Here is a 13,892-nt window from a genome sequence, read left to right on the forward strand (position 1 = left end):
TCGTAAATGTACTCAAATCAGCTAGTTTTATTTATCTCAAAGTGTCCAGAGGAATACACCGGTGCAAAGCATATTGAAATGCCTGAAAGTGGTGGTTCGATAGGTCGTTCCCCAAGCTGTAGCGTGTCTTTAGCCGATCACAACCGCTTTATATCGGGCACTCATTGTTTGCTCAGCGTGTATGGAGATACCTACTATATAAGTGACGTATCAACTAACGGCACAATGGTAAATGGGAATAAAATACTAAAAAATCAACCCGTTGCGATAGTTGATGGCGACATCATTTCTTTAGGGCAATATGAGATTGGTGTTTCTCTTGAGCACGTTACCTCAACACTAGACATCGCCGCTGATATTGCTCCTGAGCGAGTATCTAGCGATCCTCTGGTTAGTCTAGGAGATGCGGTTGTCGAAGAGGAAGAAAAAGTCGGTGCCTTAGAAGATTTGTTTATGGAGACTAAACAGGATGACATTGATTGTCATGATCCTGTTGCTCACCTTAACTTTTCGATGCAGCGAGATGACGATTACTTAATTCGTGATAATGAGCGTACAGAATCTGAACAACCTAGAACCGTGGAAAGCACGCGTCAGGTGGTCGATGACAGTTTCAGTATATATTCCGAATTCGATCAGCCAAGCCTAATCCCTGAAGATTGGATGGCTGCGGAAACCAAGAGTAACGCATCGGTCAATGATGCATTAGCGCCAGAAAGCGGTAAGGCACATAGAGCCGATATTGCCTCAGCTGAGGTGATGCAACCTGGCACGGTAGCCCCAGATAGCACGATTCAAAGACAACATCGTACGCCTAATGTTACTGAGATGGTCGTAGAGCAGGCTAACACAGGGTCAAAATGGGAAGAGATGACCCAATCTTTTACGCCTTCTCCTAACACTAATCAGCAACTTCAAATACCTACGGCAGAGCACGCGATAAACAGTACGACGAAAGCACAAGTCGATACTGATGCGGCCGTTTGCTCTCAAGATATAGCGCAAGCGTTTTTTGATGGTTTGGGTATTCGAAACCCAGAGTTGATGACAAACGAGGCGCAGTTATTCAAGCAAATGGGCACTTGCTTGCGTTTATGTATTGATAACCTACAGAAAGAGTTGCACGAAGTGGAATCGTTAAAAGATGAGCAGAGTGCGAGTGAGGCTAACTCGAACATTGCAGAGCTAATGCTTACTTTGAATAGTCAGCAATTACTGGCTCCAAATGAACTGGTTGAACAAATGCTCGATGAGCTGAACGACCACCAAGTTATGTTTAACAAAGCACTGAATGAGCTCGTTTTAGAACAGTCAGAAACGAACGATCCCGTAGCATTTGCTAACAGGGTCGCTAGCCAGTCTTTGTTCTCAACTAAGTCAAAGCTGTGGGCCGAATACCTAGATTTCTACACTAATAATCGTCGCCTGCTTAATGAAACATCCTTAAAAGGGCTGATTAAGAAAAACTATAACAAAGTGATTAAGGGAAACCATGCGTAGTATCGCCGTATTACTCGGATTTGCCATGTTGTCCGGTTGTTCCATGTGGGATCAATTTAAAGAGTCCACTGGTATCACACCAGAAACTTCGTCGATTGAATTGGTTATTGAGGCATCACCTGTACTCAATGTGAGAAATGGGGGCCAGTCATCTCCAGTTATTCTTCGTCTTCACGAATTAAGTTCGCCAGTATTGTTCCGAAGCTTAGATTTCTTTGCCTTGTTTGAGAGCGATAAAGCGTCGTTGGGTGATGAGTACATCAAACGTTACGAATATCAAATACAGCCAGGTGGAAAAGTTCATGAAATGCTAACGCTAGACCCTGACACTCGTGCCGTCGGTTTTTCAGTGGCTTTTCGTGATATTGATGGTTCGTCTTGGCGAAAAGTGGAAGTTATTGAAGAGAAGAGCGAGTACTACATCAAGCTCAAGTTAGAGGGCAGTGAGTTAATTTCTGATAACACTCGCGGCATTGAACAGGTTTACTTTTAAGGGATAGAAACATGTCTTTATACAATCCAGTTGTTTGGCAAGATGGAATGTTCATGAAGCCGCAGCATTTTCAACAACTCGATCGTTCGCAAAGTAAACTATCGAGCCTACTGAGTGCCAATGCATCGCCTTTGCATTGGGGAATTAAACGTTTAGAAATCAACTCTCAGTTACTAGCACTGGGTAAAATCGGTATTACTCGTGCTGAAGGTATTTTACAAGACCGGACACCATTTGAGCTTCCGTTGCTTGCTGAGCTGCCTGAAGTGAAAGATGTAGATCCTTCGATTGCCGATAAAGTCGTTTATTTGTGCTGTCCGTTACCATCGGAACGTTCTGAGTTATTTGGTACCAAAAAAGACGGTGCGCGCTATACGATGGAATCTCAAGAAGCGGTTGACGCTTGTTATGATTCGGAAGACATGGCAAATATCGTCGTCGGTAAGCTTAACTTTCGCTTAATGTACGATCATGAAGATAAGAGTGCTTACACGTCTATTCCGATCTTAAAGATCTCAGAAGTGAAGCCTGATGGCAGCGTGATCTTAGATGATAGTTTCATTCCTACCTGCATCGATATTCATGCGTCGACAGTACTGAGTAAATTTGCGACCGAGTTTGCTTCTATGTTGAAGCATCGCGCGGAATCGATAGTCCAGCGATTAGGGGTGGTGGATCAACAAGGCGTATCATCGGTTTCTGACTTTATGCTATTGCAAGCGCTCAACCGATACGAACCCTTGTTTTGGCATTTCGCAAGCACAGAAGCTGTGCATCCTGAGTCTTTGTATCGAATTCTTCTTCAGGCAGAGGGTGAGCTTTCGACGCTGTGCTCAACGACACGCCGACCTATTGAGTTTACGAAGTACAATCATGGTGATCTTACTAGCTGTCTTTCTCGCGTCCTAGACAGTGCGAAAATGACATTGAGCGTGATGTCTGAACAAAGAGCAATTCCACTGACCTTAAAAGATCAGAACTATGGCATCAGAACGGCAGCAATCCCTGACAATAAGATCATTGATACGACAACCTTTATCCTCGCAGTTAAAGCCGACGTGACCTTGGATGTTCTGCATACCCAGTTTGTCAGCCAAACGAAGATCGGTTCTATCGATAACATACGTGACTTGATTAACCTTCAACTGCCTGGGATTGAGATCAAACCAATGCCAGTTGTGCCACGCGCGCTGCCGTATCATGCTGGCTACACCTATTTCGAGCTCGATAAAACGGGCGAAGAGTGGATGGCGTTGAAGAACACTGCTGCGATTGCGATTCACGTTGCGGGCGATTTCGCTAACTTATCATTGCAACTTTGGGCCGTTCGTCTATGAGTTACGCAGAAACCGACGTCACCGTAGTCTTATTCCAACCAGAGCCTGGCAAACCAATGGAGGTAATGCCAGCGCCTGACTTGTCGAGGAACATCGCAGTACAAGATCTATCTATCGATAACATGGGTATTAACCCGTTGGTGGACCAGTTCTCATGGTTGATCGCCAGTCTGTCTTGTATGTCTTCGATCCCTTGGCTTGATGACCCGATGCCATTTCGTGAACAAGTGGCACGTGAGATTCGAAAAGGCGAACGAAAACTTAATGAAATGGAGCTCGATCGTGCTTCGGTTCTTGTTATTCGTTACTGCTTGTGTGCGGCGATTGATGAGTCTGTTTGTCGACAAGAATGGGGGGCAAATAGTCACTGGAGCCAGAACAGCTTACTGTCTGAATTCCACAACGAAACGTCTGGTGGTGATAAGTTCTTCGTTATTCTCGATCGCTTAAAAGCCGACCCTCGTAAATACCGTCACGTTATAGAGTTTCTCTATTTACTGCTTCAACTTGGTTTCCAAGGCAAGTATGGCCGTGAAGAGCGTGGTAACGAAAAGTTAGCGGAAATTGGCAGCACCATTTATCGATTAGTGCGAGATGACCGCCTAGCAGAACAAGAAAAAGTTTCTTTAATCAACCTTAAAGCTAAATACCTAAAGAAGCCGTTAAAAAGGGTAATTTCACCCAAGCTGACCTTGAGTCTTAGTGCGATGACGTTTGCGCTTATGTATGCGGCAACCTACATCGTCATAGACTTAAAATTTCAGCAACTGCTTGAAATGTATAGATAAACAAAGGTCTAAAATGAGATCTTCTGCCAGTTTTAGGGCTTATTGTGAATATCACTGGTCTTTTAGTGAAATTCACTAGTTATTTAGAGAGATTGCAGCTTGCGATCTCTTTTATCATTCAATCAATAAAATTCAAATGGATTGGTTATGGGCGTAACAGTTGGTGCGAATGGACTTTCGATAGTTCATAAAGGCTCAGGTGGTGAAGCGAATGCAACGCTCCCAGATGTTTGTTTAACTAAGGTCGGCAAGCCAGTCGTTCCTATCCCTTATGGCAACAATGCTAAATCAGCAGACCTTGCAGGTGGGACTACGACGGTCTCTATGGATGGCGGTAACAGTGTCGCTATCAAGGGCAGTACGTTCTCAAAAAGTACTGGCGATGCGGGCGGTGACAGAAAAGGCGTTGCCTCAGGCACGATAGAAGCCGAAGCAAAATTCATTTCAGCTTCACCAACGGTTAAGTTTGAAGGTAAGGGCGTATGTCGCCTGTCCGATCAAATGACCATGAACAAAGCCAACACTGTGTGTCTTGGCGGCGCACAAAACCCATCGGTTTCTGTGAGTGAAGAGCAGGAAGGGACGTATACGGTTGATTTGTATCTCTCATACTCAGACGGTGAACCCGTTCAAGGCGCAACATACACTCTCACAGATCAATCTGGCGCGGTGTTTGAAGGAACTCTCGACGACAACGGTAAAGCATCTGTTGGTGGCGTTGCTCCGGGGGAGTTTGCTATAGAGTACGGCGAGGACAGCCGTGATTTTATGCCAAATGTCCCAACCAAGACCAACCCGAACTTTGATCCAAGTGCAAACGCGCAGCTAATTATTGAAGAAGCTAAGCGTGGAGAAGTCGGTTTCTGGGAGAATGCGTGGAAGAGAATGTCTGGTGCTGCAAGCTGGGTTTGGGGCGTCATTCTTGGTGACTTTAACGATGATGCCTCCGTAGAACAGATTATTGCCAATACGGCCCTGACCATGATCCCTGTTGTCGATCAAGCAGCAGATGTCCGCGATTTATCAGCGAACATTATGACGTTGTTGAATGAGGAAGAACGTGAAAAGTCGGAAAACTGGCTAGCTCTTTCATTAACGCTTATCGGTTGTGTCCCGACATTTGGTAGTGCAGTCAAAGGCACTTGTAAAGTTGCGTTAAAAGGCGGTAAAGGAACATCAAAAGATACTTTGCTTGCTGTTTTAAGAGGCATGGGTAAAGGCGATCCAGAAAAATTCCTACGCACGTTAGATTGGATGGATTATGCAAAACAGACCAGCCAGATTGTTAGCGATGTTCTAAAACCTTGCATTGAAGTGGCAACTGAGTTGGCTTCACACGCAAACAGAATGGGTGCAGATGAGCTCGGTACGTATTTCTTGAAGTTAGCGGATGAGGTAAAAATCATCGATAAGATGGTACCGGATAAGCTTAAAGAAGCGATGGGCGAGTTTGATGACCTTTTTGCTCGAATTTTAGGTAAGAGTGAGAAAACTTACCCAGCAAAAGTAAAACATAATACTGGCGAGTCTGCACAGTCAGGAAAGAGTTCTGCGAAGGCAAATGAGGATAAAGGGACTAAAACAGTTCGTTGTAGAGTGTGTAAGCGGGCAATCGCCGATAAACGACATAAGAAAAAATGTGTCCTTCCAGGAAGGAAAAAATGAGTATGAGCAATAACGGTTTTTCTCGACATGTTTCTGGTGAAGCATTACTAAAGGCCAATCATATATTAGCTGAAAAATGTGATTGTCCTCTTACTGGACATCATCTGATTAGCTTTAATTTGTTCGAAAAGCTATCAACTCAGCGAACAGAACAGATGCGAAACAAAGAATACAGTTGGAACAGTTTAGACAATATAGTAATACTTCCCAGCAGTGACAAAGGTACGGCTAAAAAGGTTGCGTGCAAGTATCGATTGCCTTGGCATTCTAGCGGTCATACGGGTAGAAATACAGTAAGTAAACTTAATCTTAAGAGTGATGAACAAGTGTACTCTAATGCAGAGCCTACCTCGATGTTAAATGGAGGGAATCCAATGAAGAGGGCTAGTATGCTGAACAAAGACAAAAATAAGATTAAAGCATATCCTTCTAAAGCCTATCATAAGTTTGTAAAGCAAGAATTGCTAGAGACGTTGGAAAAGCTACACTGTGAAATGCCACCTCCTGTATATCGAAAAGAACTGAATGATCTTTCGGAAAGAATTTGTGACATGATAAGTGAATTTACGATATTGCTTCACAATACAGGAGGTGACTTTTCTCCAAAAGGAAATGGTTGTAGAAGCTCAGATTGTCAGCAAAGAACACACAAAAATACAACTTGGCCGGAGATAGAAGAAATATGGAGTGGACTTTTTTATAAGAAAGCCCTTAAGTTCAATTATCTAAAGGTTGCTAGTAAATTATAGGTTTGAGATGGAAATAGCATACATAAATGAAGACTTTAACGAGGGTGAATCATTATTTACAGCCGTTGATAGTCGGTCGTCTTTCTATGATGATAATGATTTCACTCCCACTTCTTGTATAAGTGAGATTGTGTGGAAAGATGATGATATCTATGAAATGGAAGCGTTAGATTTAATCAGAGGCGGTGCTTTTAATGTCACTAAGCCTATTGCTGAACTAATTATGAGTTTCGACCCATACGGTGTTGAAGTTTATCCCGCAAAATTAACCTGTTCCGGAGACGGAGTGTTAACTGAGCGCTACATAATAGCAGTAGATAACTTAGTAGATGTCGTTGATTATGATAAAAGCATAAAAGTGACTGACGTAACTACTCGTTTTTACTTATCTGATGAAAAGATCAAGGAACTTCCGGATAGCAAGAGGCATGTTTTTAAACCTGTCGGAATGACAAAAACGTTCTTCTCAATCGAGTTGTTTGAAGCGCTTGTCCGTTTAGATGAGGAGGGTAAAATAAACACTAGTATCGTTGCCTTTTCATTTGATACATCCGAAGAGACGCCCCGAGTCTAGTGTAAGTAGGTAAATATAATAATGACTAACTACATAGTTTTATCTAAACAATCTTTGACTGACTTCCCATTCCAGCAAAGCCCTAAGCCAATAGTGCCAATTGAGCCTGATTTACTGCTTGAAATGACCTTTTCTCCAAAGTTATTTATCATCAGCGATATTGCGTCAAAAGTGGAGAAACTGGTCGTACACGGAGTAGAGTGGTTAGACGCTCGTGTCGATTGTTCTCCAAGCCAACCAACAGATGATCAAATTAAAGTTTACGAAGATTATCGAATGCCTTACATCCATCAAACTTATAAATTGACGGACAAAGAAAAACAATACGGCAAGTTAAACTGGTTAGACATCGAGTCAACGGAGTTTGATTTCTCTAAATTAGAAAATATTCCCTTAGAAGAACGATTAATATTTAAACTAGAAGAAGACTTTGGATTAGTTTTTATTCACCAGAGTGTGATTGACCTTCTTAAGAAAGACGTCAAAGACGTTTGGGTAAGGGGTGTATAATTAATAGCGCCGAAAGGCGCTTTTTATTTTCTTTAAAATAAAGTATGGTCTCCCTCCTTTTAAAGTGGTAAGTGTTGAATAATTCAACAGTGGTTAGGTAAATGAATAAAATAACTAAACTCGCTTTGGCTTTGTCCGTATTGACATCTATTGTTGGGTGTCAACTGGTGTCAAATACGCCGATGCAATCGACAGCAACGAAGGAAATAATTGAAAAAGCAAAGGCAGAGTTTGATGGACAACGTTTTTATAAGTTGAATGAATATGATGAAGAAATCAACGTTTCAGATGACGGGGTCATTACCTTCAAGTCTTACTTACCACGCAGCGGCGGCTATGAATGGGTACCAATTGTGATACGCGATACTAGTTTTCGTGTTTCTTGCGATTATTTCAGTGAATATGTTGAAGCTGGAATGGTTGTTCAGGTTCAGTTTGTAGGTAAACGCGGGCGCATTGAAAATTACGACAAGCAACGTTGTGAAGAGTTTGGCGAGCCAACATGGCAATAAGATCTATGGATAATTAAAGCGCCGACAGGCGCTTTTTATTTACGTTTTAGTTAACCGTTAGAAAAGATGTAGACCAATCTTCGGAAGATTAGGCAAGCAATGCGTAGTATCTGGTCACAAGTTGGTATGAACTTGCCTTTTAGAAAACGCTAATAAAATCGCTAAACAGCTACATGATAATAGAACGACACCTAAGTTTTGTACTGTTCCAGCCATCGCTAATCCCGTCCCGATCATGATGTAGTACATGAGCCCAAATAAAGCGCCTGCGCTGCCAACCTGTTGTTTATAATTAACGAGTGCATCACTGAGTATGTTGGGTATCGCAATCCCATAAGACATGACGACTAACACCATTGGAGCAACAAACCAGATTGATTGGTTCAGAATCAACACACCGACTGATCCAACGCTAATCAATATTGCTGAGAACCAAAGTAGCTGGCTTTTTCGAACATTTTTGGACACTAGGGATTTGTTTAAATAACTTCCAAGCAGAGTGCCTAACCCCAGTACCATGCCACTGTATCCAAATTGTTCGGAGTTATACCCAAGTGCTGAGAAAGTAAATGCGCCAAGCTGGTAATAAGAAAATAGAGCAATGTTATACAAAGCAACCAGTAATCCTGAGCGCCAAATTCGAGTGTCTCTTAGCATTTTCAAGCTAAGTTGATGCAACCGTACTGGTGTCTGTTCCTTCTGTGTTTCAGGAAGCTTAATAACGTTGTAAGCGAGCAATACTAACGCGATTAAAAACAAGGCAAAAAACACATAACGGTATCCACCAAGCGCTGTAAGCTGCCCGCCTAATAGCATGCCAACTACCGGGCTGATTGATATACCCATCCCCATTAAGCTGAAGACTTTACTCAGTTCTTGACCGTCAAACGCGTCACGAAGCATGGTCTGTGTGACAACGGATCCTACCGCGATACCAAATGCGCTTAGGGCTCGCGCGGCCATGACAACAGCAAAGCTTTCAGTTTGAGTTGCGAGTAAAGATGCGCAACCATAGATAAAGAGCCCAATAAGCATGGTGGGCCTTCTTCCCAGTTTATCTGCGAGAACTCCCCAAACTACAACGCCAATGGCAAAAGCTAGGAAGTAAATCGACAATGTTTGGGCTGCTTGTGCGTGGTTTACATCAAATGAAAGAGCGATTGAGCTCAACGCTGGGCTATAGATGGTTTCTACAATTTGCGGAAACATCAACATAACCAGCATGAGCCATAAAGAGGGCTTAGTATTCATATTGTTACCCATCGTTAATGAAGTTGGCGGGCAGTATAAATGAGGCTATGATTGATCTAATAACAACATAAAAACCAAATACAGCAACATTCGGACAAAATGGCGCTTATTAACGAAAAAACACAATTTGATGCAGACAAAATTTCTACTTGTGTAGTGGGAATTGCTGCGGATATTGGCAAGCACGACTCAGGTATGCATAAGCACAAGAAAGGGCAGTTATTGTACGCACCTCAAGGTTGTATGAGTTTTGCTCTGGAAGACTCGATTTGTATTTTGCCACCGACAAAGGCGGTTTGGATCCCACCTAATACGCCGCATCGCGCACTAATGACGAATGTGGTGGCGTACCGATCTTTGTATTTTGATTGTGAGGAGTTTGCCTGTCCGAGTAAGATCACGATGATAGAAGTGAATAATTTACTCCAAGCTCTTATTGATAAAATGTCATTTTGGGAGTGGGATAAGCCTAGCAGCGAGATGGTAAATACGACGGCGCTTTTTTGGGAGGAGTTTTATGCTGCGAAACGTTATTCGTTTCAGTTGCCTTTGCCATCGCATCGGCGCTTAACAACGTTTCGTCGAGAGTTGGTTGAACCTTCATTTCTAGCTCCTTCGCTTACTACTCTTGCAAACAAAGTAGGGGCGAGCACCAAGACGGTAACACGATTATTTAAGTCGGAAACGGGCATGAATTATCAAGATTGGCGGCAACAGTGGAGGCTTTTAAAAGCAGTTGAATTGTTATCAACGGGCATGCCAGTCAGCGCAGTTGCCGATTGGCTGGAGTTTTCGTCAGACAGTGCTTTTATTGCATTTTTCAAAAAGCAAACTGGACAAACACCTCTGACGTTTATGAAAACCAAGCCTTAAGCGTCAAAATGCTCACACTCTTTCTAAAACAAACCCCAGGTTCACAGGCTCAGCCTATAAAGCATACGTAGACAGGTACCAACGTGCAGGTTACTTGTCTTTACTCTGCAGTTTGCGAAAGTATTGCGTAGTAAAATCAACAAAGGCTCGGATGCGTTTTGGTTGATGTCGGTCGTGATGATAAAGGAGTGAAAATTCCACACTCGGAATGCTCCAATTGGTAAACACTTCTTTTAGCTTGCCTGTCTGGAGTTCTTGTTGGCAATAAAGTGTTGGCACACGGATGATGCCATTTCCCGCCAAGGCTGCTTTTATCATTACTCTGCCGCTCTTACATCGTAACTGTCCACGTATCTGGTGTTCAGTTGACTGCTTTGTATTCGTGTTCTCAAATGCCCACCGTGTCACACTACCTGTCAAACAAACGTGTTTTTCTAAGTCCTTTGGATGTGAAGGATAGCCATATGTTTCTAAATAGTTTGGGCTTGCGTATGTCCCCATTTCCACATCGATCAGTTTGCGAGCGATAAAGTTGGAGTCGTCTAACTTTCCCATTCGAAAAGCGATATCGAATTCATCCGCGATTAAATCGACACGATGGCTGCTAAAATCTAAGTTAATGCTCACTTGTGGGTGTTGGATTAGAAACTGAGCAACGATATCTGCGACAACGTCTTCTCCTAAATAGCCCCCCACACAGTTGATACGAATGTCACCTCTTAAGTCTTCTACATCATCAACCACTGCCATAACAGCTTGATCAATATTGTGAAGGGCAGTTTCACACTGTTTATACAGAACCTTGCCTGCTTCGGTGAGGTTCAGTGTTCGAGTGGTCCTTTGTAGCAAAGTGACACCAATCTGTTGCTCCAGATTTGTTATTTGACGTGAAACGTGTGAGCGAGAAACGCCAAGTTGCTCTGCTGCTTTCGTGAAGTTTCCTAGTTGAGCGATTAGGACGAAAGAGCGAATATCCGCAAGGTTGATGTGTGTTTGCATGATGACTTCTTCATAATTCAAAAAAGTATTGTTGCAATATAACAACAGTGTTTCAACTAGGTCGGTATATATCAACAAACAAAGTTTTCTTAAACTTACCGCCACTGATGTAAACCGTTCTATTAAGGATTCAAAATGAAAAAGTTAATTGTTATTACAGGCGCTAGTTCAGGCATTGGTGAAGCGATTGCACGTCACTTCAGTGACCAGGGCCATGCTCTTCTTTTGTTAGCAAGACGTGTAGAACGTTTGGAAGCATTAAACTTACCAAATACGCTTTGTGAAAAGGTAGATGTGACCGACAAAGCTTCTTTTGAGGCTGCAATTGAGAAAGCTGAAGCGTTGTATGGTCCGGTAGATGCACTTGTAAATAACGCAGGCGTTATGCTTCTAGGTCAGATAGATACTCAGGAAGCATCGGAGTGGAAGCGCATGTTTGATGTGAACGTAATTGGCTTGCTCAATGGCATGCAGTCCGTCCTAGCACCTATGAAAGCACGTAACAGTGGTACGATCATTAACATCAGCTCTATTGCGGGCAAGAAAACATTCCCTGATCATGCTGCTTATTGCGGTACCAAATTTGCGGTTCATGCTATTTCTGAAAACGTACGTGAAGAAGTTGCGTCATCGAATGTTCGCGTTACGACGATTGCACCTGGTGCAGTGGAAACGGAATTACTTTCACATACAACGTCTCAAGATATTAAAGATGGTTATGACGCCTGGAAGGTGGATATGGGCGGTGTGTTGGCCGCAGATGACATCGCACGCGCAGTGCTGTTTGCTTATCAGCAACCGCAAGGTGTATGTGTTCGTGAAATTGCTTTGGCACCGACAAAACAACAACCTTAACATTGAGTTACGGCGATTTTAGGTCACTAAAGCCGTAAAACTTTGCATATCGATTCGTGATTGAGATGGCATCTTTAAACTAAGTTGCGTGAAAATTTAGGTCATCCATTTAAATCCGGACACTAAGTGTGTTATTGCTTATACCCAAGTTACTCAAGGTGAGAAAAAACTTTGAGTAATTTGGGTTTTTATTTGGTCTCAACTTTAGGTAGCGGAATTTATTTAGGTCGAAGGCGATAGTTGTGAAGAAAGGAGAGTGTGACGTAAAACAAAATGAAGCAATATCCGTCTCTTAATGAGAATTGATTTCATCAACGTCACAAGCCGTTACAATTATCCGTTAGGTATTATACTTTGTGGGTGGTTAATATTTAACCAAACAAGGAGGTGTGTATGAAACGATTCGCAAACATACTTTTTGCAACACAAGGATTGCCAGGCCATAGTGACGCCCTCGAACAAGCGATGAGGATTGCATCTAGCAACAAAGTGCCTGTCTCAGGGCTAATAGCGTGTCCTGATTTCCCAACAGACATGATCCAGTATCAGCAAAGTTATGAGCAATCGCTGCAAGACTCCCTCAAACAAAGTATTCACGAATATAGACAGAAGCTGGGACTCTCTGAAGAGGATCTCGCATTTCCTCTTACTGTGAAAAGCAGTGAAAAGCCCGCTGTCTGTATTATTCAAGAAGCATTAGCTGATAACAAAGATCTCATCATCAAAGAAGCTGAACCGCTCGGTGAAGGTGCTGAGGGTTTCAAAGCTATTGATATGACTCTGTTACGAAAATGCCCTTGTCCGCTTTGGTTGCACCGACCAATTGATAAGCCAAGAGATAAACGCCGTGTTGCTGTGGCTATCGACCCATTAACGGCAAGCGATGAACAGCACTCATTAGCCGTGCGTTTACTCGAATTATCGCGTTCGATAGCCGACACCTGCGATAGTCGTTTACACGTGATTTCTTGCTGGGAGTATTACTTAGAAAACTACCTTAATGGTAACGCTTGGATTCAAGTCGATGATGCTGAGTTGAAACATGAACTCGATAAGGCAAAAGCCGATCATAAACAAGCTCTGCAACAGCTGTTGGAGGAGTCTGGGATTACAGGTGAAATTGTGATTCACCACCTGCATGGAAAACCCGACGAAAAGATTCCAGATTACGTAGAAAGTATTGAGGTAGACGTGTTGGTCATGGGTACCTTAGCGAGGACTGGTATATCTGGTTATGTCATTGGTAATACGGCTGAAAATATTTTGCAATCGATTAACTGTAGTTTGGTCGCTCTTAAGCCCGATGGTTTTGTCTCACCGATTCAGTAATTGGGGTGTAACAAAGTTGGGTTTAAGTGATGTTTTAGGTAAAGGAGGGAGATGGATCTCTAGAACATAGAATTATCAATGTATCAATAAGTTATCAGAGGAGAGTGACATGAAAAACCTATGCCCGAAATGCCACACAGAAATGATAGAACGTTCGAATGTTTATGTTTGTCCGAGAAATGATATCGGTGACTGCACCTACGATGCATTCGAGTTATCTGATGACGATAATCCATATACATTCAGCCAAGAATATGTAAGTAGTGACCTACGTTCTTATGCCGTAGCAGACAGCAAATAGCGGTTTGTATCGGCGTTCCTCTAAGTAGCACTCAGTGATTACTGTTTGCTACTTTTCCCTTGGTTTCATGATCGTTTTTGAAGCGCTTGGGCTAAAACAATACAGTGGAGTTTGTCATTTGCGCCGAATAGCGCGTACCTTCTTATAATAACGAAT

Annotated in this window: 15 protein-coding genes; 13 read left to right on the forward strand and 2 right to left on the reverse strand. The window is 42.7% G+C overall.

The features are described 5' to 3' along the window. The first annotated feature begins 6 nt into the window (after positions 1-6). From R7Q38_RS02015 to R7Q38_RS02055, 9 genes are all read left to right on the forward strand, one after another. Positions 7-1,500 (forward strand): type VI secretion system-associated FHA domain protein, encoded by a 1,494-nt coding sequence (locus R7Q38_RS02015; protein WP_047101282.1) that lies wholly within the window; start codon positions 7-9, stop codon positions 1,498-1,500. Next, positions 1,493-1,993, forward strand: coding sequence for a type VI secretion system lipoprotein TssJ (tssJ, locus tag R7Q38_RS02020; RefSeq protein ID WP_005386118.1), 501 nt, complete (start codon positions 1,493-1,495; stop codon positions 1,991-1,993). The genes R7Q38_RS02015 and tssJ overlap by 8 nt, the downstream gene beginning before the upstream one ends. Before the next feature lie 11 nt (positions 1,994-2,004). Next, positions 2,005-3,330, forward strand: coding sequence for a type VI secretion system baseplate subunit TssK (gene tssK / locus R7Q38_RS02025; protein WP_239939268.1), 1,326 nt, complete (start codon positions 2,005-2,007; stop codon positions 3,328-3,330). Beyond that, positions 3,327-4,118: a type IVB secretion system protein IcmH/DotU gene (gene icmH, locus R7Q38_RS02030; RefSeq protein WP_005386120.1), complete on the forward strand. Its 792-nt coding sequence runs from the start codon at positions 3,327-3,329 to the stop codon at positions 4,116-4,118. Before tssK ends, icmH begins: the two co-directional genes overlap by 4 nt. Positions 4,119-4,265: 147 nt before the next feature. Continuing rightward, on the forward strand, positions 4,266-5,783 hold the full coding sequence (locus R7Q38_RS02035; RefSeq protein WP_136976744.1) for a PAAR-like domain-containing protein: 1,518 nt from the start codon (positions 4,266-4,268) through the stop codon (positions 5,781-5,783). A 2-nt stretch (positions 5,784-5,785) separates the two neighbouring features. Then, positions 5,786-6,532: an AHH domain-containing protein gene (locus R7Q38_RS02040; RefSeq protein WP_226083226.1), complete on the forward strand. Its 747-nt coding sequence runs from the start codon at positions 5,786-5,788 to the stop codon at positions 6,530-6,532. A 7-nt stretch (positions 6,533-6,539) separates the two neighbouring features. Continuing rightward, positions 6,540-7,106, forward strand: a complete 567-nt coding sequence (locus R7Q38_RS02045) for an imm11 family protein (protein ID WP_047008198.1) — start codon at positions 6,540-6,542, stop codon at positions 7,104-7,106. Positions 7,107-7,127: 21 nt separating this feature from the next. Then, positions 7,128-7,616 carry a hypothetical protein gene (locus R7Q38_RS02050; protein ID WP_318113993.1) on the forward strand — a complete coding sequence of 163 codons (489 nt, stop codon included), beginning with the start codon at positions 7,128-7,130 and terminating at the stop codon, positions 7,614-7,616. A 101-nt stretch (positions 7,617-7,717) separates the two neighbouring features. Continuing rightward, positions 7,718-8,128, forward strand: a complete 411-nt coding sequence (locus R7Q38_RS02055; protein WP_033906420.1) for a hypothetical protein — start codon at positions 7,718-7,720, stop codon at positions 8,126-8,128. 114 nt (positions 8,129-8,242) lie between these two features. On the opposite strand, the gene R7Q38_RS02060 is transcribed toward R7Q38_RS02055, so the two are convergent. Continuing rightward, on the reverse strand, positions 8,243-9,379 hold the full coding sequence (locus tag R7Q38_RS02060; protein ID WP_213895760.1) for a multidrug effflux MFS transporter: 1,137 nt from the start codon (positions 9,377-9,379) through the stop codon (positions 8,243-8,245). A gap of 99 nt (positions 9,380-9,478) precedes the next feature. Between R7Q38_RS02060 and R7Q38_RS02065 the strand changes: the two genes are divergently transcribed. Next, the gene (locus R7Q38_RS02065; protein ID WP_213895759.1) at positions 9,479-10,252 is read left to right on the forward strand and encodes an AraC family transcriptional regulator; all 774 of its coding nucleotides are present in this window, start codon (positions 9,479-9,481) and stop codon (positions 10,250-10,252) included. Positions 10,253-10,342: 90 nt separating this feature from the next. On the opposite strand, the gene R7Q38_RS02070 is transcribed toward R7Q38_RS02065, so the two are convergent. Further along, the gene (locus R7Q38_RS02070; protein WP_239938564.1) at positions 10,343-11,251 is read right to left on the reverse strand and encodes a LysR family transcriptional regulator; all 909 of its coding nucleotides are present in this window, start codon (positions 11,249-11,251) and stop codon (positions 10,343-10,345) included. Positions 11,252-11,386: 135 nt separating this feature from the next. Between R7Q38_RS02070 and R7Q38_RS02075 the strand changes: the two genes are divergently transcribed. From R7Q38_RS02075 to R7Q38_RS02085, 3 genes are all read left to right on the forward strand, one after another. Then, entirely contained in the window at positions 11,387-12,106 is a 720-nt protein-coding gene (locus tag R7Q38_RS02075; RefSeq protein ID WP_053307575.1) for an SDR family oxidoreductase, read from the forward strand. A 393-nt stretch (positions 12,107-12,499) separates the two neighbouring features. Then, positions 12,500-13,435 carry a universal stress protein gene (locus tag R7Q38_RS02080; RefSeq protein ID WP_005373330.1) on the forward strand — a complete coding sequence of 312 codons (936 nt, stop codon included), beginning with the start codon at positions 12,500-12,502 and terminating at the stop codon, positions 13,433-13,435. A gap of 109 nt (positions 13,436-13,544) precedes the next feature. After that, complete coding sequence (locus tag R7Q38_RS02085; RefSeq protein WP_167416120.1) at positions 13,545-13,736, forward strand: hypothetical protein; 192 nt, start codon at positions 13,545-13,547, stop codon at positions 13,734-13,736. The last annotated feature ends 156 nt before the right edge of the window (positions 13,737-13,892 follow it).

Origin of the sequence: Vibrio sp. Vb0598 (assembly GCF_033338935.1) — a bacterium.
In the GTDB taxonomy this organism is placed as follows: Bacteria; Pseudomonadota; Gammaproteobacteria; order Enterobacterales; family Vibrionaceae; genus Vibrio; species Vibrio alginolyticus.